At 33.5% G+C, this 25,383-nt stretch carries 26 protein-coding genes; 24 read left to right on the forward strand and 2 right to left on the reverse strand.

The annotated features are described in order from the left end of the window. Window positions 1-48 precede the first annotated feature (48 nt). On the reverse strand, window positions 49-384 hold the full coding sequence (locus AC3WJF_RS02535) for an ArsR/SmtB family transcription factor (protein WP_492449534.1): 336 nt from the start codon (window positions 382-384) through the stop codon (window positions 49-51). Between the two features lie 24 nt (window positions 385-408). On the opposite strand from AC3WJF_RS02535, the gene AC3WJF_RS02540 reads away from it, so the two are divergent. The 10 genes from AC3WJF_RS02540 to AC3WJF_RS02585 all read left to right on the forward strand — a co-directional run bounded on the left by AC3WJF_RS02540 (window position 409) and on the right by AC3WJF_RS02585 (window position 8,113). Further along, window positions 409-633 carry a hypothetical protein gene (locus AC3WJF_RS02540; RefSeq protein ID WP_492449660.1) on the forward strand — a complete coding sequence of 75 codons (225 nt, stop codon included), beginning with the start codon at window positions 409-411 and terminating at the stop codon, window positions 631-633. Then, on the forward strand, window positions 602-883 hold the full coding sequence (locus AC3WJF_RS02545; protein ID WP_492449535.1) for a DnaB-like helicase C-terminal domain-containing protein: 282 nt from the start codon (window positions 602-604) through the stop codon (window positions 881-883). The genes AC3WJF_RS02540 and AC3WJF_RS02545 overlap by 32 nt, the downstream gene beginning before the upstream one ends. Window positions 884-1,188: 305 nt before the next feature. Continuing rightward, window positions 1,189-2,190 (forward strand): LacI family DNA-binding transcriptional regulator, encoded by a 1,002-nt coding sequence (locus AC3WJF_RS02550; protein WP_492449536.1) that lies wholly within the window; start codon window positions 1,189-1,191, stop codon window positions 2,188-2,190. 84 nt (window positions 2,191-2,274) lie between these two features. Continuing rightward, a complete protein-coding gene (locus tag AC3WJF_RS02555; protein ID WP_492449537.1) occupies window positions 2,275-3,093 on the forward strand; it encodes a transporter substrate-binding domain-containing protein in 819 nt (272 codons plus the stop codon). A 35-nt stretch (window positions 3,094-3,128) separates the two neighbouring features. Continuing rightward, on the forward strand, window positions 3,129-3,788 hold the full coding sequence (locus AC3WJF_RS02560) for an amino acid ABC transporter permease (RefSeq protein WP_492449538.1): 660 nt from the start codon (window positions 3,129-3,131) through the stop codon (window positions 3,786-3,788). 79 nt (window positions 3,789-3,867) lie between these two features. Then, a complete protein-coding gene (locus tag AC3WJF_RS02565) occupies window positions 3,868-4,596 on the forward strand; it encodes an amino acid ABC transporter ATP-binding protein (RefSeq protein ID WP_492449539.1) in 729 nt (242 codons plus the stop codon). 29 nt (window positions 4,597-4,625) lie between these two features. Then, the gene (locus AC3WJF_RS02570) at window positions 4,626-5,372 is read left to right on the forward strand and encodes a BtpA/SgcQ family protein (protein WP_492449540.1); all 747 of its coding nucleotides are present in this window, start codon (window positions 4,626-4,628) and stop codon (window positions 5,370-5,372) included. A gap of 50 nt (window positions 5,373-5,422) precedes the next feature. After that, window positions 5,423-5,905, forward strand: a complete 483-nt coding sequence (locus AC3WJF_RS02575; protein ID WP_492449541.1) for an ureidoglycolate lyase — start codon at window positions 5,423-5,425, stop codon at window positions 5,903-5,905. Window positions 5,906-5,926: 21 nt separating this feature from the next. Then, window positions 5,927-6,889, forward strand: coding sequence for a carbohydrate kinase family protein (locus AC3WJF_RS02580; RefSeq protein ID WP_492449542.1), 963 nt, complete (start codon window positions 5,927-5,929; stop codon window positions 6,887-6,889). Window positions 6,890-6,967: 78 nt separating this feature from the next. Further along, window positions 6,968-8,113: a hypothetical protein gene (locus AC3WJF_RS02585; protein ID WP_492449543.1), complete on the forward strand. Its 1,146-nt coding sequence runs from the start codon at window positions 6,968-6,970 to the stop codon at window positions 8,111-8,113. Between the two features lie 978 nt (window positions 8,114-9,091). Here the strand turns inward: AC3WJF_RS02585 and AC3WJF_RS02590 are convergent. Next, the gene (locus tag AC3WJF_RS02590) at window positions 9,092-9,781 is read right to left on the reverse strand and encodes a TetR/AcrR family transcriptional regulator C-terminal domain-containing protein (RefSeq protein ID WP_492449544.1); all 690 of its coding nucleotides are present in this window, start codon (window positions 9,779-9,781) and stop codon (window positions 9,092-9,094) included. Between the two features lie 104 nt (window positions 9,782-9,885). On the opposite strand from AC3WJF_RS02590, the gene AC3WJF_RS02595 reads away from it, so the two are divergent. From AC3WJF_RS02595 to AC3WJF_RS02660, 14 genes are all read left to right on the forward strand, one after another. Beyond that, window positions 9,886-10,260, forward strand: coding sequence for a VOC family protein (locus AC3WJF_RS02595; protein WP_492449545.1), 375 nt, complete (start codon window positions 9,886-9,888; stop codon window positions 10,258-10,260). A 386-nt stretch (window positions 10,261-10,646) separates the two neighbouring features. Beyond that, on the forward strand, window positions 10,647-11,066 hold the full coding sequence (locus tag AC3WJF_RS02600) for a flavoprotein (RefSeq protein ID WP_492449546.1): 420 nt from the start codon (window positions 10,647-10,649) through the stop codon (window positions 11,064-11,066). 140 nt (window positions 11,067-11,206) lie between these two features. Next, a complete protein-coding gene (locus AC3WJF_RS02605) occupies window positions 11,207-11,356 on the forward strand; it encodes a hypothetical protein (protein ID WP_492449547.1) in 150 nt (49 codons plus the stop codon). Between the two features lie 770 nt (window positions 11,357-12,126). Further along, on the forward strand, window positions 12,127-12,840 hold the full coding sequence (locus AC3WJF_RS02610) for a metallophosphoesterase family protein (protein ID WP_492449548.1): 714 nt from the start codon (window positions 12,127-12,129) through the stop codon (window positions 12,838-12,840). Between the two features lie 203 nt (window positions 12,841-13,043). Next, complete coding sequence (locus AC3WJF_RS02615) at window positions 13,044-14,081, forward strand: tetratricopeptide repeat protein (RefSeq protein ID WP_492449549.1); 1,038 nt, start codon at window positions 13,044-13,046, stop codon at window positions 14,079-14,081. A 68-nt stretch (window positions 14,082-14,149) separates the two neighbouring features. Continuing rightward, window positions 14,150-15,523, forward strand: coding sequence for a M20/M25/M40 family metallo-hydrolase (locus tag AC3WJF_RS02620; protein WP_492449550.1), 1,374 nt, complete (start codon window positions 14,150-14,152; stop codon window positions 15,521-15,523). A gap of 115 nt (window positions 15,524-15,638) precedes the next feature. Further along, complete coding sequence (locus tag AC3WJF_RS02625; RefSeq protein ID WP_492449551.1) at window positions 15,639-15,938, forward strand: hypothetical protein; 300 nt, start codon at window positions 15,639-15,641, stop codon at window positions 15,936-15,938. Window positions 15,939-15,968: 30 nt separating this feature from the next. Then, window positions 15,969-16,136, forward strand: a complete 168-nt coding sequence (locus AC3WJF_RS02630; protein ID WP_492449552.1) for a hypothetical protein — start codon at window positions 15,969-15,971, stop codon at window positions 16,134-16,136. Window positions 16,137-16,178: 42 nt separating this feature from the next. Then, window positions 16,179-16,499, forward strand: coding sequence for a hypothetical protein (locus AC3WJF_RS02635; RefSeq protein WP_492449553.1), 321 nt, complete (start codon window positions 16,179-16,181; stop codon window positions 16,497-16,499). A gap of 419 nt (window positions 16,500-16,918) precedes the next feature. Then, entirely contained in the window at window positions 16,919-17,350 is a 432-nt protein-coding gene (locus AC3WJF_RS02640) for a DNA sulfur modification protein DndB (protein ID WP_492449554.1), read from the forward strand. Between the two features lie 539 nt (window positions 17,351-17,889). After that, complete coding sequence (locus AC3WJF_RS02645) at window positions 17,890-19,302, forward strand: Wadjet anti-phage system protein JetA family protein (protein ID WP_492449555.1); 1,413 nt, start codon at window positions 17,890-17,892, stop codon at window positions 19,300-19,302. A gap of 1 nt (window position 19,303) precedes the next feature. Continuing rightward, the gene (locus AC3WJF_RS02650; protein ID WP_492449556.1) at window positions 19,304-19,930 is read left to right on the forward strand and encodes a DUF4194 domain-containing protein; all 627 of its coding nucleotides are present in this window, start codon (window positions 19,304-19,306) and stop codon (window positions 19,928-19,930) included. Beyond that, a complete protein-coding gene (locus AC3WJF_RS02655) occupies window positions 19,899-23,279 on the forward strand; it encodes an ATP-binding protein (RefSeq protein ID WP_492449557.1) in 3,381 nt (1,126 codons plus the stop codon). Before AC3WJF_RS02650 ends, AC3WJF_RS02655 begins: the two co-directional genes overlap by 32 nt. Next, the gene (locus tag AC3WJF_RS02660) at window positions 23,242-24,495 is read left to right on the forward strand and encodes a Wadjet anti-phage system protein JetD domain-containing protein (protein WP_492449558.1); all 1,254 of its coding nucleotides are present in this window, start codon (window positions 23,242-23,244) and stop codon (window positions 24,493-24,495) included. Before AC3WJF_RS02655 ends, AC3WJF_RS02660 begins: the two co-directional genes overlap by 38 nt. Window positions 24,496-25,383 lie beyond the last annotated feature (888 nt).

Here is a 25,383-nt window from a genome sequence, read left to right on the forward strand (position 1 = left end):
TTTTGATGCGCACGAATGCACATATAGTATAAAATGAAAAGCACTATGCTATTTCAAGCTCAAGCTCATGAGTGCTTTCATGTTATTCGTTGTCTGTTCAAACGTATCAACAATGAATTTTTTATTTGCTTTGTAGTAAACTTCGCGACCTTCTTTTCTTCTCTGTACGATATTAAATCGGTTCATATAATCTAGATGACGAGAAATCACTGAACGATTTTGCGGAAAATGCTCTGCTATTTCCCCAATAGTCATTTCCCCTTTAATAGAAAGGAATATCAACAGTTCACTTCGAACTGGGTCGAATATTGCTCTGAAAAATTCAATATCAATATTGTCCTCAATTATTTTCTTACATTCATTTGGATCATGATTTAGTCCCATAATCTCACCGCCTGATTTTATTATATGCATTTATGTGCACATGTCAACAAATTAACTTTTTTAAAAATATTTTATCTCGATGAAACCAATAATCAGATTTTTGATGGGGTAGGACAAACAGTTGTGGAAATGAGAGCGAAAACAAGAAAGCTCATGAATGAATTTCCAACCAAGAAATCAATCGTTTTTATTGATTACTTAACATTGATTCAATCAAGTGAATTATACGGGGGAAATATCCATTTATAGGTTACAGAAATATCGAAATCCCTTTAAAACATTGGCGAAAGATTTTGATTGCTCCGTCAATTATTTAGCACAGCTCAATCAATCCGTGGAAACGAGAGCCAATAAACAGCCAATGATGTCTGATATTCGCAAATCAGGCAATGTGGAACAGAAAGTAAAATCATTCCTTGGAAAGCGCCTTGGGTCGTTCATATGTAGTGAAACAGATTTCTCTAACCGCCTTTCAAATGTGAAAATAGATAAGTTTTAATACCTTGGCTAACAGAGAAAGTTCCATCCTCAATTATCGTGCTGTGGAATTGGGCTTTTAAATACTAAGGTTTCCTTAAATTGGTTTTGAGTACTACTCTTTTAATAGAGATGAATATTTACTGGCATCCTGGCCTGTAGTAAAAATATCAGAAACTTTTAAAAAAACATTTGACACGTAATTATGAAAATTATAATATTTATATTAAAGTAACCGGTTACAATGCGTGGAACCATTGATATAATAACCTTTATAAATATATATAAAAACCGGTTTCTACATTATTATGGCGGTGATCTATAAAAGTGGCGGCAACTATTAGAGATGTAGCAAAACTTTCAGGTGTGTCAGTAGCAACGGTATCACGAGTTATCAATCAAGTTAGTAGCGTTAATCCCGAAACCCAAAAGAGAGTAAAAAAAGTGATGGAACAATTAAAGTACGAGCCCAATCAAGTAGCCCAGGGGTTGGCAAGCAAAAAAACACAGACGATTGCATTAATCCTTCCCAACATCTCAAATCCATTCTTTTCGGATATCGTTAGGGCTGTGGAAGATGTTGCTCAATCGAATGGATTTACGGTTATTCTTTGTAACTCGGATGGCCTTGTTTCAAAGGAGCAGTCGTATATCGAAGTGCTTCGAAAAAAATACATAGACGGAATTGTTTTTGCTTCAAACACTTTGAGATTAGAGGATATAGAACAGTTGAAAAAAGACGACATTTCATTGGTTGTATTGGATTATTCCTCAACAATGGAGTCGTGTAGTATTATTCGGGCTAAAAATCGGGAAGGAGCTCGAATGGCAGTTAGCCACTTGTTAGAAATTGGTTGTAAGAAAATCGCACATATATACGGACCTATTGGTGATCAAACTGCAAAAAATCGGCTTGATGGATATGAAGAGATGGTTCAATCATTTTCTTGGTACTCCCCAACATTACTTGTTCCCGGACACTTCACAATTAGTGGGGGCTTTGAAGCTACAAAAATGCTCCTAGAAAAACATCCAGACATTGATGGTATTTTTGCTGGGAATGATTTGATGGCTGTTGGTGTTTTAAAGGCTTTATATCAGATGGGAAAGAAAGTTTCGGAAGATGTGGCAGTGTGCGGATTTGATGGCATTTACCTGACCGAAATTACGCAACCGGAACTAACAACAATTGCACAGCCAATATATGAAATGGGGCAAATGGCTGCAAAATTATTAATTAACAAAATCAACGGTTTACTTGAAGAAGATAATGTTTATGAATTAGACGTGACATTAATCAAACGTGAATCAACAATTAAAACTTGTTGAAGATTTCATTTTGATAGATTTGCAGATTAATTCAGTTGTTTAAAAATGGCTTAAAATTGAATGATTAATAGGAGGCTGTAAAAGATGGCAAAAAAAATACTAAGCATTACTTTCATTTGTCTACTAATGGTGTTTCTTAATGCGTGCACTCAAGAAACAAATGGTAAGAATTCTGCACCATCTATCATAAATAAGGTGCAAAAGAATAAAAAGTTGGTAATTGGAACATCACCAGGATATTTCTCATTTGAAATGCTTGATAAAAAAGGGAATTATCTCGGATATGATATGGATTTAGGGAGAGCTATTGCTAAATCTTTAGGCGTAAAAGTAGAGTTTAAACAATACAAATTTGAGGCACTAATTCCAGCTCTGCAAACTGGAGAAATTGATATGGTTATTGCTGCAACCACGATCCGCGGAGATCGGGCAAAAGCGGTAAGTTTCAGTAATCCCTATTATGCAACAGGACAGGTTTTACTAGTTTCCTCAAAAGATACAACATCCCAATCCTATCAAGATCTCGATAAAGAAGGGAAAAAAATTGGTGCCCAACAAGGAACGACCGGTTCCTTATATGCAAAAGGTAGTCTTAAAAAAGCAACTGTTGTAGACTTTGATGATTATACAGAAGCGGTCATGGCACTGAAAAAAGGCGATATTGATGCAGTTATTTATGATGAACCTCTAGTCAGAATGACTGAAAAGATGCAATCGGGTGTACGCGGTATTTATGAACTTGCAAGTAAAGAGAACCTAGGTGTCATGGTTCCTAATGGCGATCTTCAAGCAGTTCAATGGCTTAACTCTTTCCTATACGAATACCTTGGAAGCACGGAAGAATTAGCCTCCCAGAACAAATGGTTTAAAGATTTCAATTGGGTCAATGATGTGAAACAGTAATGTAACTTACAAGAAAATAATCAGGAGGCAATTGTATGGGATATACATTTGACTGGAGTGTGGTTTTTAACAACCTAGACTTATTTGTCAAAGGAGCATTCCTAAGTTTGAAAATTTCTACGTTTGCACTTTTATTAGGTATTCCGATTGGAATTATTGTAGGTTTAGGTCGTATTGCACGCAATAAATTTATTTCCTTGTTTACGGCTGCCTATGTTGAAGTGTTCCGGGGTGTTCCATTACTCGTTTTATTACTATGGATTTATTTTGTCCTCGGGTCTTTATTGAGATTGGGATCCTATTTATCAGCAATTTTAGGCCTAGCATTATATTCTGCTGCATTTATTGCCGAAATCGTCCGGGCTGGAATACAGTCTGTTCCACGCGGGCAAGTGGAAGCTGCAAGGTCATCTGGTATGACATATGCTCAAGCGATGCGCTTGATTATTCTACCGCAGGCTTTTCGTAAAACCTTACCACCAATGGCTTCGCAATTTATTATTTTAATAAAAGATTCTTCATTAGTTTCGGTCATTGGTGTAATGGATCTTACATTATACGGGCGGAATATTGTGACAACTTCGTTGCGTTCATTAGAGGTTTGGTCATTTATTGCATTAATTTACTTTGTAATCACGTTTACGTTATCGCAAATTATTCGTTTTTTTGAGAAGAAATATAAGGTTGCCGATTAAATTTATCGATTAGCAGTGGCAGGGGTTATATCACCCTTGCCTAAACTATGGTTCTATTTGGAAAATGGAGGTGATCCTTTTGATATCCATAAAATCTGTTTCAAAAAATTATGGTAGCAAGAAGGTATTGGACAATATTAATTTAGAAGTTCCTGAATCACAAATCTATGCATTAATTGGTCCAAGTGGTGCAGGAAAAAGTACATTAATTCGGTCAATCAATGCTTTAGAAACAATCCAAGAAGGAGAAATACTTGTAAATGGAATATCAGTTCATTCTAAACAAACCAATATTAATCATTTACGAACGAATATCGGCTTTGTGTTTCAGTCGTTTAATCTTTACCCTCATTTAACTGCATTGCAAAATGTAACGTATGCCCCTATTCATGTAAAGAAAATGTCCTTCCAAGAAGCGGATAAAAAGGGGAAAGAACTCCTTGCTTCTTTAGGATTAGAGGAAAAGTTTAACGCATATCCAGGTAATCTTTCTGGAGGACAACAGCAAAGGGTGGCAATCGCAAGGGCATTAGCAATGGATCCGCAACTCATGCTTTTTGACGAACCTACATCTGCGTTGGATCCGGAAATGATTAAAGAGGTGTTGGACTCCATCCGAAAGCTAGCTTCAACTGGCATGACCATGGTAGTTGTAACGCACGAAATGGGCTTTGCTAAAGAAATTTGCAACAAAATTGTTTTTATGGCCGATGGAAAAATCGTGGAAACTGCACCACCTGAACAATTTTTTACAAATCCACAGACTGAAAGAGCAAAAGATTTTTTAACAAAAGTAATTAATCATTAACAATTTGGGTTGTGCTTGAGGTGAAAAAAATGAAAAATAGAAAGTTCTTAGATTTGTTCCAAACGAAAATACCTGTATTAGCAATGATTCATCTTAAAGGTAAGGATCAAGAGGAAAAGTTGAAAATTGCTAAAAAGGAAATAGATTTATTGTTAGAAAATGGAATCGATGGTGTGATTGTAGAAAACTATTTTGGTAGTTCAGATGATGTGGAGGAAGTACTAAAGTACATTTATAAAGAACGAGGAAACATCATCTATGGAGTAAATGTTCTAGATAATGATAAAAAAGCATTCGAATTTGTAAAGAAATATGACGTTAAGTTCATACAAATTGATTCTGTAGCCGGGCATTTGCCAATTGATGAGGATGAAGAGTTTCATAACTTCATTTATCAGATGCGGACACAAACGAATGCTGTAGTACTCGGAGGTGTAAGGTTTAAGTATCAAGCATATCGATCGGGAAGGTCTCTTGAGGAAGATTTAAAAATTGGTATGAGTAGGTGTGATGGCATTGTCGTAACAGGAACTGGCACTGGCATGGAAACGGATTTAGAGAAAATTAAAGAGTTTCGAAATTTAATAGGCAATGATTTCCCATTGATTGTTGGTGCTGGTTTAACAGCGGAAAATTGCGGTATTCAATTAGACATTGCAGACGGTGGAATTGTTGGTAGCTATTTAAAGGATAGTTTTAAAGATACTGGTGACGTCTGTGTAAATCATGTTCATTCTTTTATGACAGCTGTTCAAGGTTTACGCAACAATTCATAGACATAGTCAAATGCATTAATTTGATAGAAGGGTCAGAGGGGGATAAAGAAATGGAGGTAAGATCAGTTCCAATTTCAGATATCGATTTTTCAAAGTATGGTGTGTATTATAACATGAATATACCTTCAGATAATCTATGGACCTCTCAAGGAGATGCTTGGATGGACGTTAGAACTCAGCTCCCAATTATTAGTACTCGGGGAAGTCTTGGAATTACTCTAGGGTCGCCTTTGCCTTGTAAAATAAATAAGATGGAAAGACATTTACATACACAAGAAGCTCTTTTTTGTCTCTCTGAACCGATAGTTGTTGTGATTGCAAATTGCGGGGAAAGCAAGCAACCCCTGGCTTCAGAGATAGAAGCTATAATAATTCAACCTGGGGAAGTTATTGTATTAAATAAAGGAATTTGGCACGATGCTTGTCATGGTATTGAAAAATCTGTTCGCTACTATTGGTTGGCTGAAGAATATGAAGGTGAGCCAACAGAATGGGTTGAAATCTTAGATGGCCCTATTGAAGTGCAAACTTAGAGGTTACATGGAGGTTTAGTTATGGAAAAAGACTATTCTTTTTTCGTTGGAGATGTTGCTCTTGATGAATACTATCGGGCACCATACTGGCCAAAAATAAAAGAAAAGATACTGGTTGAGACTCTAGAACCACAAATGGGCGGAAGTATCGCAAATGCTGCTTGTGTATATGCGGGGTTTAATGAATCTGTCTATTTTCTTTCTCAACTTAATAGTGGGAATATTACACAAAAACTTTGTAAGAATTTAAGAGACAATGGAATAGACACACAATATATTTTATATGATGACAGTTTACCTGATTCAAAATGTATGATTATTCTAGCGGAAGATGAACATACTTTGTTAATCCCAACTTTGGGTATTACATGTGTAGAAATTACTCCAGAAATCCTTGAGGCTATGTGCCAAGCAAAGTATATATACACAACAATTGTAGAAATAAAACCGTTACGCTGTGGGAATATGAATGCGATTGATATTCTTAAAATAATTAGAGAATCCGGTACTAAAATTGTCTACGATCTCGATGTTGCTCTATTTGAGGCAGAAGATGAAATTTTCCTCAAAGAAATGGATTTCGCCTTTTTTAATAAGGTTGGATTTGATACTTATAGGAACGGTACTCCGATTGAGGAAGCAGTGGCACAATTATTAGCTATTGGTACGGAAATTGTGGTCATAACATTAGCAGAGGAAGGTTGTCTAGTTTATACAAAAGATCAGCACTTTCATGTAAACGGAATCCCTGTTAATGTAGTGGATGTTACCGGTGCAGGTGATACATTTTGTAGCTCTTTTATACATGCACTAAATAAATGTGATGATTTATATTTGGCCGCCTGTTTTGCAAATGCTGCTGCAGCAAGAGCAGTAACCATCATGGGAGCTCGTGGTGGAGTTGCCACTGCTCGAGAAATCCTAGACTTTATGAAGGAAAATAATTTATTTACTAATGATTTAAATATTTTCATAAACGAATAAAAAGAGATAATTAGGAACCATTAAATTCATTGAATGGTTCCTTCCATTTATCGGATCAAGTAAAAAGGGGGTAAGCTGATGCAATATTCTACGTATAAATCCGAGCTTTTTAGTGAAAGCAAATTTGAATCAATGAATGAATTCTGTGGAGAGTATGGGTTAGATGGAATGGAAGTTTTTATGGATGATGTGATTTCCAGAGATCAAGATTTGTCCGACTATAAAGAATCGATCCTTCATAACCTACGCACTTTAAATGTAAAAAGAATTCATTGTTCTTACTGGGCATATCCAACTAGTTTTCTTACAAAAAATAAATTTAATGAACTTATTGAACGGTTTGGTAGTCACGCGAAAGTCACCAGCTATTATGGTGACTTGACGGGTAATCATATGTTTAAAAGATGGATACAGGAATATCAGATTGCATCTGAGCTGAGAGCTCATTCTTATATTTTTCATCTAATCGATTATGCGCCGATTGATGGAAAATGGGAGTATACAATTTCGAAAGCGGAAATTCGCCAGGCGATGATCTACATGATACAGCAGTTTTTAAACTATTTAATGGATCAGAATCTACTTTCAGAGCATTCACCGTTAATTGAAGTGGAAAACGCAGGATGGGGATTAGAACATGGTTTACAGACAGCTGAGGATTTTCATTTAATGTACAACCAGCTCTATGATCCCTTTCAGAAAGTCAAAATTAGCTGGGACCTGAATCATCTTCTACATGCACTGGGGTTTGACGAGGAGAAACAATGTACTCGCTTCTTCTTGCCCGAAAGTGAAATGAGCTCTGAAATGGTTGAAATGCAACAAATGTATGGAAACGAACCTAAGTTACTAGCGGAAAAGTGGTTGGAGCACAATATTTTTGACTCAAATCTGGTAAAACAAATAGGATGCCTACATCTCTCAGATTGCTCGTTAAAAACGACAGAGTTTTTTCGGAATGGGAAGCTGACAGGTAATTTTTTTAAAGAGCTTATTTCGCATGATTGCTGGGAGGAGCAGGAAAATTATGGAGTGGAAATTGTACTATCCTTCTACGATTCTCATATTCCACTGGGGGATGGCATATTGGACCCCGCAAGTATAAAAGCAATGATTCTAAAAGTTAGGGAAATGAATCCGGATATAGTCATTCTACATGAATTAAAGAACAGCAAAGACCAGGATGAGGCACTGAGGAAGCAAATGGATCGTCTTAATCTATAATTAGAAAATAAATCTTTAAAAGGATAAGGACGGAATCATTCAAAAGTTCTCTCCTACCTTGAAAGCTTTTTGTATCCCTAGGCCAAGCTTAGGGTTTTTTGTTTTTAAAAAAATACAACGTTCTGAAATAGAGAGTTATACAGAATTTGAGGATATGTTGTCGTCTCTATCGTTTTTAAATGACAGTGAAGGCGTTTAAGTCGTAATGAAAAAAAGACAGTATTGATCAGTCTTTTTCGGTGTATTAACAACTTGTACATCGCGAAATATGTTAAAGGAACTATAATTTTTGAATATTGTTTTTTGAAATTTTTGTCTGTATACGATTTTTTTTCTATTTAAAAATAGAAAAATGACAATGTTACCAAAATAGACATGAGACAAGCAAATCATGAGAAAGTAGCGGAATTGGTGCAAAAAAATGTACTAGGTATTCATAAAATTGGCATCTATTCCTTGAAGATGGACCAAAAAACCTTTGTCTTTATCTATGCCGGATGTGAGAAAGATGCCATACAATTCTATATTAGTTTATTTCATAAAACCCCATTGAACTGTCACGAATATATGCTAGATTTCGAGCTTACTAGAGGAAATGGTGTGATTTCATTTCGAGAAATGAAGAGGGAATTTGAGTGTTTTCCTGCTTATGCAGGGTATTTTGAGAAAGTGGAGTGTTACAGTACTTGATCCGCTCTGATCACTCGATCAACATAATTATGTGTTTGAGGGTCTAAGCATTTGTGAGATAAAGTGTTAACGTACTGGGGGGAGGCATACTGTTCATGGTCTGTCCTCCCACTCGTTGGTGCATTAACAATATTATATAGAAATCTTGTTTCTATTTTAAACATATTTAAATAGGTACTAAAATTTGAAACGACAAAATATAGCTTTATCCCTACTAGGTGCTATTCAGTTATTTAATAAACACGATTATTTCATGCTTATGTGATATATCAAATCTAAGGGAATTTTCTATGCCTTACCATCCAACCTTCTAGCAAACCCCTCCAATAAAGTCTCCAAACCAAAGCTAAACTCTTGTTCCCAATCCGGACTTGTTAAATATCCTGCCAAGCGTTGCATATGAGGAAATTCTTTCTCGGATAAAGATTGATACATTTCGTTTACATTTTCTCCTAGTTCCTCCATGGTTAACTGTCTTTCATTAGAAATCTTTTGAAACCATGCCTCTTCAGATACAATTCCTAGAATATAGCTTTTTATCATTGAAGCGATCCACGGAATTTCTTTATCCTTAAATCCTGTATCACTCAAAACAGCAAATAATTTTTCAATTTGTTTGAGTTGATGAATACCTGTTGAGATTGTTGTGTTATTAAAAATTTCAACAGAGTCACGATACGAGTGTAATACTTTTCTAAAATGATGAGCCCAAATGGTAATGGAGCTTTTCCATGACATTTCCTCTTCAGGCCATGAGATTTCTGAACTAATCCGATCTGCTAATAAGCCTAATAATTCTTCCTTATCCTTTACATGCCAATAGAGGGCACCAGCCTGTATTCCGATGTATTCAGCTAATTTTCGCATGGTTAATTGCTTTAGTCCAACCTTGTCCAGTAATTCGAGAGCGGCATATACAATCCTATTTTGATCTAGAGATGGTTCAATATCTTGTTTTCTTCGTCTGGCCATATCCATATTTCCCTCATTTCTATTGACAATTATAACATAAGGACTAAATATTACGTTGTTCAATTAATAATTAAACAACGTTCAATAAAATCGAGATTGGAGATAAAATAATGAAACTAAATCACTTAAATCTTTGTGTTGATAACATCACGGAAGCACAGAATTTCTTTCAACAATTCTTTGGGTTTGAATTATTAGATACAATAGCAAATGCCATTGCGATTATGAGTGATGGTGCAGGCTTCACTTTAGTTCTTAGCAACTCACACGCATTCGGTGGTGGAAAGCCAGAATATCCTGATGGTTTTCACATTGGATTTTTCGTAGAAACTCCAGATAAAGTTGATCACATGTATAACCTTCTAAAGGAAGCAGGTATTCATTTAAACCATGAACCTAGAAATATTAGGGGTGGCTATACCATTTATTTTGAGGCGCTTAATGGAATATTGTTCGAAGTTACTTATCATCTAAATGCTTATTGATTGTCTGCAGTAGTGTTGAAGTTTTGCTAAGCTGAGGGGCAGGCACCGTTTTTCTATGAGAGATTAATAGAAAGGTCATTGTAGATGTATCTGAATGGATAAATTTTATTAGGTGCATTTAATAAAGGATATTAATCTATTAGCCTTTGAGGGTTTTTTGTATAACCAAACGAAAAGGTTTATTAAGAAAACTTTGTTAAAAAACACTGTTGATATTCGAATATTAGGAACTCCTACTCTCTAATGATGAAAAAGAAGGAAAGCGTGTAGTATCAAATGGCGTTGAAGATTATCTTGTACGTTAGCGGGGAATGCAGCAAATAAAGGACTATTCCTTATATATATAGAATTGAAAGACGAGAACTACCTATAAGGAGGTTTCTTTTATGGATAACACATTTCGACAATTTCTCGATACGTATTTAAATGTTTGGAGAACTTCATCTTTAGCCGAATTAAGAGAATTAATATCAGTAGATTACAAAGCACGAGAAATAACAGGTGGAGAAATAGTAGACTTTGGTTATGAAGAATCAATCAATGGGTGGGAACACGGTTTTATTTTTGTCCAAGAAAACAATGCCCAATGGATTTTAAATGAAATATCCATTTTTCCATTAAGAGTTGATGAGATGTTAGTGATTATATCAGCTACTATCGCTATTAAAGGTAAGCATTTAGAAACAGCAAATTTATTCTTTCAAACCTTCAAAAGAAATAACATTTGCGATTGGAAACTGGTAAGAAGTTATATAGAAGCAGGAATTCCGAATGATAATATAAACCGCATACAATCAGAGGTATAAGGTGAATAAAAAGCCTACAACAATGGACCTTTATTAGGTTCATTGTTGTAGAGTATACTGGGAGTTGGAAAACATTTTCCGAATTGATTGATAATCACGAGGATGCTTTGAAGGATTATGAATCTTTATAAGAATACTTGATGGGGGAAAGACATGTATCTGGAACACAAGTGCACATGTTAGAATCTATTAAGGTCTCTACATTTGTTGTTGATGATGAAAGAATGAAAATTATTACCCCAAAAGATGAAGGATTCGACTTTTTTCAATTTGGTAATACAAAATATTAACTATTTTCTCTTCATTAGTTAATAAGGGCAAGGAAGAACAGAAACAGTGGCTTAAAGAGGAATGGTGTAAAGGTAATCCAAAATTAATTCAATTTGCTGATGCTGCAATTGAATGTTAAGTGAATACAAAATAAAAATAGCCAGGATGCCTTCTGGCTTCAACAATCTCCAATTCATCTCCCACTATACAATGCTATTCTTAAAATTGCATTAAAAATCCATGAAAATAGAAATTGATTTAATGGAAATGAAGGAAAGCTTTTCCATAATCATTTGTGATGGTAAAGCAAAAGTGACTTCTATATCGGAATATGGCGAAACATAGATTGTTACTCATCTGAGGAAGATTAACCGAGTGAAGAGGGATACGACCAGAGGGGACGGTTCGAGACCAGTAAAAAAGTCCAATATTTTCTCAGCAAGATTATAGTCGAAAAAAATGAGCCACCAGAATGGTTTTTAAGGACTGTAATTTTCTTGAGGATACATTAAGTACCCCAAAGATTCACAGTTTTTTGCCAAAGGTTATTTTTTCAATGGTCTCGAACGGTTCGTCTATTTCATATTTTTTGAAAGATAATGGATAATATTTCATTCATCCTACTTATTAACTGAGTAATTTGATATAAACCAATGAAACAGACCAAGTACTATATGGTCCTAATTTCAATATGTGATAATTAACTATTCTGTTCATCCTTTTTTGTTAAATTATTGTAAAATTAAATATATACTGACTGTATAGGATTTTACATAAGGAGGAAATTAGTTTGTCAAGAATAGCAATTATTTCAGATATTCATGGTAATTTAACTGCATTAGAAGCCGTGTTAAAGGATATTGAAAAACGTGATGTAGATCAGATATTTTGTTTGGGAGATTTGGTTGGGAAAGGTCCACGTGGATCGGAATGTATTGAACTAGTTAGAAAGCATTGTGATAAAGTCATTTATGGAAATTGGGATGTGTTTATCCGAGATGAGACAGATAATGAAATTCTTAAGTGGTTTCAAACCCAGCTAACAGAGGAGGATTTTAACTATTTGGCTTCCTTATCTTTTCATATTGAATTTGAGTTAAACGGGAAGTTAATTCGTTGTTTTCATGCATCACCGAGGAGTGTTTTTGAGCGAATTGCACCTGAATATCATCCAATAGAAAAGTGTTTGTCTCTATTTGAGAATAGTGAAGAAACCGAATCACATAACTCGAAACGTACTCCAGATATTGTGTTTTATGGAGATATACATTTAACTTTATTAAGAAGTTATGAAATCGGTATCCTTTGCAATGTAGGAAGTGTGGGTTTAGATGTAGTTGAAGCTACATATGTTATTCTTGATGGTTCGTATGGAGCAAATTCGATTAACTTTGTACGTGTTCCTTATGATAGAGAAGCAGAACTTAGGGCTGCAAGGGAACTGGGAATGGTAGGTTATGAGCAATATTATAAAGAGATTATGTATGATCAATTTATGGAATGAAAAAAAAATGAAGGTAGTGGTGGTTGGAAGTATTGAAATAAACTATAAAAAGTCACTGTTCAGGAAACGGTCCAGAATTTTATTGTCTGTTCCCCAATATACTTTGGCGTTAGCTTACTGGGGGGCAAGCACACTCGCCTAAATGGAAAATAGGAGACTCACATCTAATATCGTTCATAATCATAAATAAAGTGGTGAAAATATTGCGATTAAAAGGGAAAAGTATAGAAGAGTTAGAAGAAATAGAACAAAAATTGTTAGAAAGTGAGGATACTGGGAATCGCGATGGCTATTATTATAAATTAATTGACCTATATTCAGAAATGTACAATGTAATAAGGTCGCGGACCAAGAAAGATCCTGAAGATAATATAGATTACTTGAACTATACCCTAAACAAACTTGTTACAAACTTAATACATTATGGAACTTTCTTAAAGATGGAGAGGGTAAAAAGCGAATATGCTGCAGAAAGAATGTTAGAAAAGGCACTAAAATATGATAAGACCAATCCCATCTGCCATTATCGTTTAGGATTTTTGGCATATAAAAATGCTAGCTACAACAAAGCATTTACCCATTTTGAAAGTGCAATTAAATATCAAAATAGTGATAAAAATAATAAATGGAAGCTAACGGATCAACAGCTATACCGTGCACACTTATTTTTAAGCAACAGTGCGTTGTATATTGCGGCTGAGACGAATGAAAATATGAAACAACTCCCATATGCTGATCAGGAGCTAATACCTAATTATGAAATGTCACCTTTATATACGATTCTGGAAAATAATGAAACCTATCTGCATGCAAATGCATTTATCAAGATAGGGAATGAGTGTACAGAATTTTGTTCCAAAGATGAATGTGATGAGTTGTATGAGGAAAAAACGCCTGAAAATTGCATTGTATTGTATTTTGCAGATCACGAATATTGTCTTGCTTATAATAATAAACGAAGAGTTATGAATCCTTCCTATGCAAGATTGCTTTCGACCTTTTTACTAAACAGTTCGATGATGGAATCTTTGACCATACATGATGTTCTCGACCATTTCCAATCTACAGAAATACGCATTAATACATACATTCAAAAGATTAGAAGATTACGAGGGTTATTAAGTCAATTTGACATTCCAGATATTATAGAAACTGACCAATCCAGGAATGAAACAGCATATTTTTATAATCATGCTGTTCCATTTCTTATCATGCAAAGAGTAGAAGAATATACGGATTAGAGCGATGACAGGGCTGTCATCGCCTTTTTGGTTTAATACTGACATAACCAAAAGGGAGATGATGTTAAATGAAAACGTGGAATCAATTATTCATTCAGCAAGGATTTATATTAACGGAAGTGGGGAAAAACGAATTTGAATTAAATAAGGAAACCTTAGATAATTTAGACTTTTTATTGGAGTCACTAAATAAGGCAGAGGTTCCATATTCCATTAGTGGAAATCATCTATTCATCGAATCCGCACCAATTTCAATAGAATCATGGATTCAAGCAGTAGATTTTAAATACCGCGGAAAAGGTGAAAATCTTTGGTTTCGTTCTGAAAGTGAAGAGCCAAAAGTATATGAACTAGACACATATATTAGTGGAATCGTTAGGGAATTAAACCGATTACACCTTTATACGAATGGAAGCTGTGATGGGCATGACAGAAGGAATCCAATTATTTATTTCAAAAACAAAGCAGATGTTGAAAATGCCGTAAAAGTTCTTTTGGCATCAGGAGTGCCAAAAGTGAGTGTGATGAATAGGCAAATACGATTAATGGTAAATAATAGAAGTCATCTGTTAGAGATTGCAGAAAATCTTCACACGATAAAAACAGAATCGGTAAGTCAAGATATCGAACATTTGAAACAGCAGAAATTCAATCATTTATTGGAACAATTGTTGTCCATCCCAGGAGAAAGCAGTAATGAAGCTGCAATTCGAAGCTTTACAAAAGAACAATTAAAAGATTATGTAGACTTTATGACAGTAGATCATTATGGAAATGTTTTAGCCCAAAAAACATATGGCAACGGCAATGGACCAACTATTCTTCTAAATGCCCATCTGGATACCGTATTCGAATTTGAACCTGACAGAAAAATTATCCAAAACGGTTCCATCTGGTCAAGCAGCAAGGGCATTCTAGGAGCAGATGACCGTGCAGGGATTGCGGTAGTTTTAGAATCTGCTAAAAGATTAGTTAACTCTAAATTTAATGGAAAAGTAAAATATATTTTTACGGTAGAAGAAGAAATAGGGTTAGTCGGAGCAAGTTCGGTGGATGAATATTTCTTATGGGATGTCGATGCAGCAGTAGTAGTAGATCGACGGGGAACGGATGACATTGTTACTTCATGCAGCGGTTATATCCCATTTTGCCACAAAGACTATGGGCAATACATGGAAATGGTAGCAGAAAAACAAGGGTTAACTGGCTGGAAATGTAGACCTGGCGGTAGCAGTGATACCACGATTTGGGCTATGCATGGCATTCAAAGTGTGAACCTCTCTGCTGGGTATCTTCATGAACACACAGATAACGAGCAACTAGATGTAGAGGCTTGTTACAATGTAGTTCATTTGATTCAAGGGATATTTTTGAATAGCAGAGAATTGCGTGAAACGCTTCGTAATATAAATAGAGAAATGCAAATAATTGGAGTGGAGTAATTATGATATAAAACGGGGAAGAATGACAATTTTTTCTTCCCTTTCTAAGTTAGAAACATTCAAATTTATTTATGGAGTTGATAGATTGAACACTTCGGGCTTTATTAGAGGATTAATGTCTAAGAACTTATCTGAAGGAGAATTTTTTAAGCATATCTTAACGTGCATCGAAAAGGAGCTCATTGAGTGGGGCCATGAAACGGTTATTTTATACGATTGGAATAATAAGACACGCCACTGCACCATCACCTTTATCATCGATTTAAAAACTTTTAATTTTCAATTAGATTTTGAAATTATAAAAAATCTCCAAGCAAGGAGTCCATTTTCGTTAGATCGGTATATTTGGGAACATATTGTTTCCCATAAGATACAACTTCAGGAAGATCAATATATTAAGACGGTGTTTTTATGATAAAAAATGTTAAGTAGGAGAGGATTTAATATGAGTACAATGACAGCTCAATTGCTAATTGGCAAAGCACATCCCTATGATGGTGGCATTAATCCAACCTATCAAATGTTCCTTAGTGAAAATGGAGTTGCAAGATGGACATTATGTGATTTAAAACCATTTTCCGGAGGTGAAAATTCAAAACCTGTAATTGCCTAGTGGATTCCAACTATTGAAAACATGCTAGAGGATGCCATTATCATGATTGGAATATATATTTTAAAAGATGAAAACTTAATTGAATTAGCAAAACAGTACTTCAAGCAGGATTTAGAAGGGTCAATCGCACTTTATGAGGATGCATCTGAAAAAGGGCTTGAAGTATTAAGAGAAAGAGCTAGACAAATAGAACATGAATTTAAACTAACCATTAGCATTTTTTATAATTCCACCATTCGTAAACAAATTAAAGTTCTTAAAAACTATAAAATGGATGTAGAAGTTTGTTTACCGGTTTATGCAAGAGAGTATTCGGTTTGGAGTCAGAGTGTGGAGGAAAAAGGTGCTTTGGAGGATGAGTGATGTTGAGTTAGGACCAATTGGTAGGAGTACTGGTACTATTATATTGGTGCCACTGTTTCTAGTAAATATGAAAACAAATTAAATATTTTTTTAATCACAACTGCTAAAGATTATTGGTGTGCCAAAAAAGGGACACCTTTTTTATTCACAAAATATCTATTGTACTACTTTTTAGAAATATGTCCATGTTAGAAAAAAGCTCTGAGTATAATGGAATATAATTTGGAATTAATATTCAAAATATTGGAAAAGTGGCAGGCGAATAACAAAGTAGAAATATATAATAAATTGGAAAGTAGGTATAAAGTATGATAAATTTTGGAACTTTAGTGAAAATCGGAGGAACCGATTACCTGCAGTTTTGAAAAAAAGTACTTGTAACACAAATGCGTTTTTCAACCCTTCAGGCGATTTTTGAGGTGGATCAGGAAGTACAGCGGCAGCTTGATCCGCAAAGAAGATTAGAAATAAGAGAATACATATTGCATTCAATAGAAAATGATAATGGCATATACTTTTCGCCTTTCATTTTTTCAAGCCGTAATAAAATTAATGAAAGTGAAGATGGTTGGAAACTAGAACCAGGTTGTAAAATGTATATCTTGGATGGTCAACATCGTACTGCAGCTTTCGCGTCAGCAATTAGCTATTTAAATTCAAGAAAAGAAACGGCGGATGAAGTAGGACAATTTGATGAAGCGGAAACCGTCCAAGGATACATCGAGCGATTAAAGAATTATCCCGTAGCAATGCAAGTATTCCTTCACCTTAACCAACAAGAAGAGCGGCAACTTTTCACGGATTTGAATACAGAAAGAAAAGAAGCACATGTAAGGTTAATCATGCAGTAAGATCAACGAGATGAGTATACTGATTTAACCAGAAAAATTGCAAAACAACTTGAGAGTAAATTAAAACATCGAACAAAGGCTATCAAGATTAACGAGTTTTAATTCTGCAGTAACCTCACTAGTCATCATGCGTCGATGCTTAATCGCATTGTTTGAAGGTTTATTAACAATAAAACAAGGAAATCCAAACTATCAACATTGTGAAAAAAGTGAAGTCACTGTCAATTCGAAAGCATTATAGTTCCAATTGCACACTAAATCAAAATTATCTTCTCCAACCTGTTCTTTTGTAGAACCCGAATGTAAATTTCCACCTTTTCAAAAAGTCTTTCCCTTGTCCTTAACGATTGTAGTAACGTTATAGCTGCTATAACTAATACCTACACAAGCGTTATATTTTATAAAATTGTATTGCAATTTTTGAATTTTTGATTAACTTTGAAAGTTTTAACTGAACAAATAATGTAGAATTGAATATGGGGAATATTTAGTAGGTAATAGGAACGATAAATGAAAAATCATTTAAAGTTGGAGGTCCAATGGAAAACAGATTAGATTTATATTCAAAAATACCAGAGAACTTTTTTTCTTTATTGTCCGGAAGTTTGAAAGAGATTCATACTGATTTACTTTATTTAGTATATGAGCACTATAAAAAGACCATATTCGTCATAGATAAAGAAGTAGTAATAGACCTGTTTATTGAATATCTAGAGACTCATAATGATGAGAAAGGTTATATGGATAATAGTGATTTTATAAGAGATGTAAGGGAGAGGGCACATCATTATCTTTTAAAATTTTGTCAGCATGGGTGGTTACGCCAGGAACAGTACCTTGACTATAAGTATAGAATTTCTATTCCTGACTATGCATCGATGATATTAGATACAATTGAAAAAATTGCAATTGGATATCAAATGGAGTTTAGTGGAACAGTTCTTGCTATCTACCAAAATTTATCTGGGGATGAAGGGCAATCTTATTATGCAATACATCAAGCGCATGAAAATACTCTTCAACTAATAAATGGGCTTAAGAAATTAAATCATAATATTAAGAGTTATATTGAAAAGTTAATGGAGCAAGAAAATGCCAAGGAAGTATTAGAACAATTGTTCTATGAATATGGAGAAAAAGTCTTGGGAAAGCATTACTATCGTTTAAAAACCTCAGAGAATGCCTCAAAATACAGGACCAAAACAATTGATAGAGTTCGAGATTTAAGACACAATACGAGAAATATTGAATATCAAGCCCAAATTATGGTTAAAGAGGAGTTTACTGCAACAGAAGTTGAGGCAGAAAATCGGTTATATTTGTGGCTAGAAACAATTGAAAATGCCTTTGATAACATATATGAAATTCTAGATGAAATTGATGAAAGAAACCGAAAGTATCACCGTGCAGCAATTACACAAATAAAATTTCATATTAATAAGTCTGGTCATTTTACTTCTAAAATCAACAATATTTTGAGGTTTCTATCCTATGTTGCTAAGGAAGGAAATGAAGAATTAAAAGATTATGTGGAAGAGGAAATAGCTGGGCGTATAGATTTGTTTAACCAGGTATATATCGAAGAAAGAAGTTTCAAAACTGGCAATGAAAGAAAACCAAAAATCCAACCAAAAACGATGAAAAGTCGGACGGTTAATAATGAGACAAAAGCAAGGAAAATAAAAGAGTATCGTGAACAACTGAAAAATGAAATTACTGTTCAAAAAATAAACCAATATGTTAAGGATGTTCTAGATAAGAAAGATGTAATAGACTTTTCAGAATTTCCATTTATAACAAAAGACGACTATGTAAATATAATTTTTACCGTGCTACATAGCACTAACTATAAATCTAATTATAGTTTAACTCTCAAAGATAAAAAGATAAAGCAAATATTAGTGGATAGTGGAATAGTGCCAAATATGGAAATAAAAAGAAAGGAGAAATGAGATGAATTGGTTAGATGCATATTCAAGGTTAACTGAGAAAGAAAAAACAATGTTTGAGGATTGTGCAAACCGATTACTTGCTCAGTCCATACTAGTTTCTAAGAAAGAAGAGGATAAGCCATATTATCGTTTTTGTGAAAGACACATTGAAATATTTAAAGAATATTTTTCAGTGTCGGGTTGGCTATTAAGTCATTCAACTAATAGGGTTATTACTCTGAAAAATAAAATGGGAAGGAATCGTGTTCAACTTACTTTAGCCGAAAGTGTTATGTTATTTATTCTATGTAAGCTCTATTATGAAAAATCAAGTGAATTAAAGTTAACAAACGGGGTTCATATCTCAAATTTAGAAATAAGGGAACAATATATGGTATTACAAATATCCAAAAGATTACCATCACAAGAAGAGACAAAAAGGATATTAAAAATGTGTCAAAGGCATTCCCTTATTGAATTGATTCAAGGTGATTGGGGGAGTGAATCGGCTGTCATTGTCATTTTTGATTCAATAACCGAAGTTGTGACTGTTCAAATAATTAATGCAATTGAAAAATGGATACGTGAAGTGGATTCAAATGGAGGTGTCGAAGAAGATGAGATTAGTAACGAAGTTAGGGATGATTAGGTGGCATTATTTTGACTATGAAATAATTGATTTTAAAGGGAAAAGCAGTATTATAACCGGTGATAATGCAACTGGAAAGTCAACCATTATTGATGCACTGCAAGTCTTATTAATCGCAAATTTAAAAACAATAAAATTTAACTCCTCAGCACATGAACACAAAACTGAAAGAAACTTAGTAACCTATTTAAGAGGTAAAATTGGTACCAGTAAGTCAGCTGAAGAAAATGAAGGAGAATTTTTGAGAAATGAAGATTTCACATCCTATTTAGCGTTAGAAATTGAGATTTCCAATTCAAAAACAAAGAAACCAGAATACTATATATTAGGGGTAGTGTTCGATTATATCCATAAAAACAAGGATGAAAGCCATGAATTTTTTAGAATAGATAAGCAGCGGTTAAATGACAAACTATTTTTCCACGAGCCTGACATGCCACGTACGAAAGACCAATTTTTCTTTAATTTGAAAAAAGAAGGACTATCATTTGAAAAATACCAAACTATTGATAAATATAATAATGATGTTCGACATTTACTTGGAGGTATTAAAGATACATTCTTTTCATTACTTCAGAAAGGAATTTCTTTTTCGCCTATAACAAATTTGCGTAAGTTTATTTACGACTATATACTCGACGCTCAAGAACTTGATGTATCAATGATGCAAGATTATGTAGAACAGACAAATGAGTTGTTAGACAGTATTAAAACTGCGGAAAGACAAATTGAAATTCTTAAGAAAATAAGAGAACGATATGAGAAGGTTGAACAAATAAACAAGAATATAATTATTGGAAATTATATGGAGAAAAGGTCGGATTATGAGTATTTGCTACTAGAAAGTGAGGAACTTAAAAAGAAACTTTCGCTGGAGATAATTTTATTGGAAGAAAACATTTCAAAAAGGGAGGATTTAAATTTAGAAAAGGTGTCAAAAAAAGATGAAAATGACATTCTGACTGAAAGTTTAATGAGACATAACATTAAGGTAAAACAAACATTGCTAAATGAACAAATTGAAAAAATAGCAGCTGAAATTAATATTGCTAAAATAACGAATGAAAATATCAAGCATAAAATTAAGACAGAAGTTTTTGAACACGATGAATTAATCAAAACTCTGAAGTACTTGGATATTATTAACGACGTTCCTCGTAAACTCGGTAAACAAAAGAAGCTCCTGGAGGTTGTTTCGCTTAGTACAGATTTTATTTCTATGCCAGAACAGTTATTAAAATTCAATAGTTATTGGGAAAATGGGTATAGACTAGTTTCTCATCAAAAATATGAATGGGATAAAGAAATAAAGGAATTAAATGCAGAAAAATCTGAGGTAGAAAAGACGATAAAGCAATTACAAAAAAATCAGATATTATCACCTAATTCACCACAAATGGTTTTAAAGAATTTGCTAGTCAGAGAATTTCAGAAAGTAGGCAAAAATGTATCAGTAGATTTATTTTGTGAAGTAATAGATGTTAATAAACCAGAGTGGAGAAATGCAGTAGAAGGTTATTTACATACTCAAAAGTTCAATATATTAGTGCCACCGGGCTATTTTAATCAGGCACTTAAAGTATATGAAAATAACAAATACAAGTTTAATTTAGAGAGTGTTGGTTTGGTAGATACGGAAAAAGTATTAAGAAATGCAAAGGAACCCCTACCAAATAGTTTGGCGGAAGAAATAATTGTAAGATCCAAGAATGATTACATTAAGCCATATGTAAACTATCTTTTAGGAGCACTCATTAAATGTACTGATGTAAAGGATTTAAGAAAATACAATAGGGCTATTACTAGTACTTGTATGCTGTATCAAGGATATGCTGCCCGCCAAATTCCGAAAATAAGATACGAACAACCTTATATTGGTAGGAACGCTGTTCAAGTTCAACTAAAACAAAAGACAGAAGAGCATGGAAATATAATTAAGCAAATCAGTAAAATATCTGAAAGCATAAACTACATTGAAAAAGTTCTAGGATTTACTTCATCTAAACAAGATAGATATAAGCGATGGAAGGATGAATGGAAGGACAGCGATGAAATATTTATTCTGGAGGAGAGCCACTCAAAACTAATAGAAGAACTATATAGCTTGGACACTTCTGAGATAAATGCCTTAGAAGAGAGAATAAACAACAACAAATTACGGATTGAGAAAATAGATAAGGAACTTCCTCTATTTAGCGAAAGTATAGGAAACCACAATAACAATATTGGGATATTAGAAGAAAAATTAAAAGCAAATGAAATCGCTGCAAAAATAAAAAAGGATACTTTTGATAATTATTGTCATAAGCAATCACTTCTAATAATAAATTCCGCTAAAGTTAAATGGGATAACGAGGCAAAGGGACCATTAGAAATTTTGAAAAATTATCAAAGCTCAAATAAGGGACTTGTTACACAAAAATCAAATGCTTTGCCGCCATTAATCGAATTAAGGGTTATTTACAATAATAAGTTTTTATCATCTGCTGAACCAAAGAGAGAAACAAACGAGGAATACGATGAAATCCTTCAAAGATTAGAAGAATCTGAAATAGTTAACTATAAGGAAAAAGCTGAAGAAGCACGTGAAAAAGCACAACAATCGTTTAGGGAAGATTTTATTGCACGATTGAAGGACCAAATAGAAAAAGCACGCAGTGACTTTAAAGAGATGAATAGTATTCTTCGTGAACTTAAGTTCGGTACAGACAAATATCACTTTAAAGTTTCTCCAAACGAAGACTACCGTGACTATTACAATATGTTAAACGACCCTAATTTAGAGAGTGGATATTCCATTTTTAGCGAGACATTTAATGATGAGCATGGATATGTAGTGAATGAGTTATTTGATAAAATTTCTGGGGAAGACAGTAATAAAAATGCAGATTTACTTGATTACAGAACATATCTTGACTTTGAACTAGAGGTGACTGACGAAAGTGGAAAGACTACGCGTTACTCGAAAGTTGCACTTGAAAAATCTGGTGGAGAAACACAAGTTCCTTTCTATGTCTCCATACTAGCTTCATTTTATCATGCTTACCATATGGGAAGAAAAGATGATACGTTTAGACTTGTAATTTTCGATGAAGCTTTCAACAGAATGGATGCAAACAGAGTAGAGGAAGCAATAAAATTTATTCAAAGTTGTGGGTTCCAAACAATCATAGTGGCACCGACAGGTAAGGTGGCGCTTTTAGCCCCTCATTTCGAAAATTCAATGATTATAATGAAGGAAAACTATCATAGTTTTGTTGTTCCCGTTGCAATGAATGAGTTATTAGAATTCGAATTAGAGGAAAATATAGATGAAGTTAACGAAAAAACAACAACAACTACTGGATGAATTAATTAATAGATTTGAACGGAAGCAAGGTTATGGTTTTGGGGAACCTAGTAAGCGGGGAACAATTATAGATGTAAAAAAGTTTTTTGCAAAATACTCTCATACAAGTAATAGTTTTTTTAAAAATGAAATTAATGCTGAACTGCAAGAGCTAGAAAAGAATAATTATATACAACTTGTATGGGAGAAATACAATGAAGGAGAGTATTTAGAAAAGGCATACCTAAATGAAGAGGAACTATCTACCATATATGAATTACTTTCCAGGGTTCCTAAAAAAGAAAAATACGAACAGACAAAACAATTTGTTCTAGAATTTAAAAAAGATGCTGTTCCATCCGTGATACCAATGATTGATGCTATTCTAGAAAAATTAGAAAAACTTGAAAATCTTACTTCAATTGTAGACGTGGAAAATATTTATCTGACTAAAGAATACATCTATGGATTAAATGAACTTCTAAAAAGTAGAGAACGAGAAATTAGTAAGAGACACTGGAGTATCCAACTATATAATGACTCAAAACGTTGGGAAGTATTAGAACAAAAAATAATTAATGTGGTAAAAAAAGAAATATATCCAGAATATGATGGTCTTGAAAAAGGAACCATCCTTGGAATTTTTGGAATTATTGAAAATCCAAAGTCAATCGATATTTTTGGAAATTGTACCATGTGCAAAGATGGAAAAGAGATAGATTTTTCTATTGATGAGAACGGGTTAGGTATGTATCCTTCTTTTTTTAGAAATTGTGAAATAATGTCATTGGAAGTAGATAGAATAGTAACTATTGAAAATAAGACTAGTTATCATGATTACCTTGTTCATTCTCATAGTAATAAAAAAAATGAGTTGATACTTTATCTTGGAGGTTATCATAATCATATAAGGACAGTTATACTTCAAAAACTTCATAACTTTATACAAGCCAATGAATTAGAAATACCCTTTTATCATTGGGGGGATATTGATTTAGGAGGGTTATCCATTTTAGTTAACTTGAGAAATAAAACTGGAATATCGTTTCACCCATTATATATGGATATCGAGACTTATGAGGCAAATCTTATGAATGGAAGAGAAATAGAAGATAAGGAATATATAAAAAAGATAGAGAAGTTGTTAAATGACGATAAATTTCAGCAATTTGAAAGATTAATCAAGTCCATATTAAATAACAAGATAAGAATTGAGCAGGAAAGTATTATTTTATAATTTTATAATTAATATTTTTTACGAGAATTCAGGGGAAATATACCAAGGAATGTAATTTTTGGAGAGATGGGCAAAGAGACTGAAATTATTGAACTCGATTTGGGGATTATGATTCAGGAGGTAAAGGTGTGGTTATAAAGAGAACGAAAAAAAGAAAATTCACTGAACCTCGGACCATAGTCCCTGACCTTAGAATGAGTAAAATATTGTATAAAATTGACAAAGACCTCAGCCTATTAGATAAAAAAACTAAATAAGAGATTTTCCTTTTTAGAAAGCATATTCTTATTGACTGTTAGATGGAATGTGATGCACTTTGTATTTCTTTATATTAACACTTGTAAATTTGTAATTAATGAACTCATATCTTTTAATTTCTTTGTATTCTAAAAATGATGTAAATGACTCGTTGATCATGGGTCTTTTTTCTTTTCTATTGTATTAAATAGGATAATTTCACCATAAAAAAAGATACTAATAAGGAAAAGTTAAATGAGTGGACAAAATGAATAAAAATACATTTCCAATAAAGCAATTGAATTTTGGTGCCTGATCCCCAGTACATTGACGCATTATCATACTGGGGGTCGGATACCGTTTTTACTATCGAGATCTTACCTGCAATTTATTAAAAACCTTAAATTAGGAAAGTATAATATTATAAAATATAGTTCCATATATTTATATTGTTAAATCCAATATGCAATTTGATTGCCATGTATGGACTATAATTCTTACTTCATTACAATAAATTATCTGCCCTTTTCTAAAATTTAGTGTTATTATTGAATTAACTCTGAATTTTTTAAATAGTGCAATAAGTAATTTGTAATGATTAAAGCTATTACAATACATAAAACCTTTATGGAGATTGATGTAATGATTGAA

The organism is Heyndrickxia sp. FW510-T9 (assembly GCF_058781025.1).

Excerpts from the sequence above, each read along its gene's own strand:
- AC3WJF_RS02535 (WP_492449534.1), bottom strand. The coding sequence starts at position 384 with ATGGGACTAAATCATGATCCAAATGAATGTAAGAAAATAATTGAGGAC.
- AC3WJF_RS02540 (WP_492449660.1), top strand. The coding sequence starts at position 409 with ATGCATTTATGTGCACATGTCAACAAATTAACTTTTTTAAAAATATTT.
- AC3WJF_RS02555 (WP_492449537.1), top strand. The coding sequence starts at position 2,275 with ATGGCAAAAAAAATACTAAGCATTACTTTCATTTGTCTACTAATGGTG.
- AC3WJF_RS02560 (WP_492449538.1), top strand. The coding sequence starts at position 3,129 with ATGGGATATACATTTGACTGGAGTGTGGTTTTTAACAACCTAGACTTA.
- AC3WJF_RS02570 (WP_492449540.1), top strand. The coding sequence starts at position 4,626 with ATGAAAAATAGAAAGTTCTTAGATTTGTTCCAAACGAAAATACCTGTA.
- AC3WJF_RS02575 (WP_492449541.1), top strand. The coding sequence starts at position 5,423 with ATGGAGGTAAGATCAGTTCCAATTTCAGATATCGATTTTTCAAAGTAT.
- AC3WJF_RS02580 (WP_492449542.1), top strand. The coding sequence starts at position 5,927 with ATGGAAAAAGACTATTCTTTTTTCGTTGGAGATGTTGCTCTTGATGAA.
- AC3WJF_RS02585 (WP_492449543.1), top strand. The coding sequence starts at position 6,968 with ATGCAATATTCTACGTATAAATCCGAGCTTTTTAGTGAAAGCAAATTT.
- AC3WJF_RS02590 (WP_492449544.1), bottom strand. The coding sequence starts at position 9,781 with ATGGATATGGCCAGACGAAGAAAACAAGATATTGAACCATCTCTAGAT.
- AC3WJF_RS02595 (WP_492449545.1), top strand. The coding sequence starts at position 9,886 with ATGAAACTAAATCACTTAAATCTTTGTGTTGATAACATCACGGAAGCA.
- AC3WJF_RS02600 (WP_492449546.1), top strand. The coding sequence starts at position 10,647 with ATGGATAACACATTTCGACAATTTCTCGATACGTATTTAAATGTTTGG.
- AC3WJF_RS02605 (WP_492449547.1), top strand. The coding sequence starts at position 11,207 with ATGGGGGAAAGACATGTATCTGGAACACAAGTGCACATGTTAGAATCT.
- AC3WJF_RS02620 (WP_492449550.1), top strand. The coding sequence starts at position 14,150 with ATGAAAACGTGGAATCAATTATTCATTCAGCAAGGATTTATATTAACG.
- AC3WJF_RS02625 (WP_492449551.1), top strand. The coding sequence starts at position 15,639 with ATGTCTAAGAACTTATCTGAAGGAGAATTTTTTAAGCATATCTTAACG.
- AC3WJF_RS02630 (WP_492449552.1), top strand. The coding sequence starts at position 15,969 with ATGAGTACAATGACAGCTCAATTGCTAATTGGCAAAGCACATCCCTAT.
- AC3WJF_RS02635 (WP_492449553.1), top strand. The coding sequence starts at position 16,179 with ATGATTGGAATATATATTTTAAAAGATGAAAACTTAATTGAATTAGCA.
- AC3WJF_RS02645 (WP_492449555.1), top strand. The coding sequence starts at position 17,890 with ATGGAAAACAGATTAGATTTATATTCAAAAATACCAGAGAACTTTTTT.
- AC3WJF_RS02650 (WP_492449556.1), top strand. The coding sequence starts at position 19,304 with ATGAATTGGTTAGATGCATATTCAAGGTTAACTGAGAAAGAAAAAACA.
- AC3WJF_RS02655 (WP_492449557.1), top strand. The coding sequence starts at position 19,899 with ATGAGATTAGTAACGAAGTTAGGGATGATTAGGTGGCATTATTTTGAC.
- AC3WJF_RS02660 (WP_492449558.1), top strand. The coding sequence starts at position 23,242 with ATGAAGTTAACGAAAAAACAACAACAACTACTGGATGAATTAATTAAT.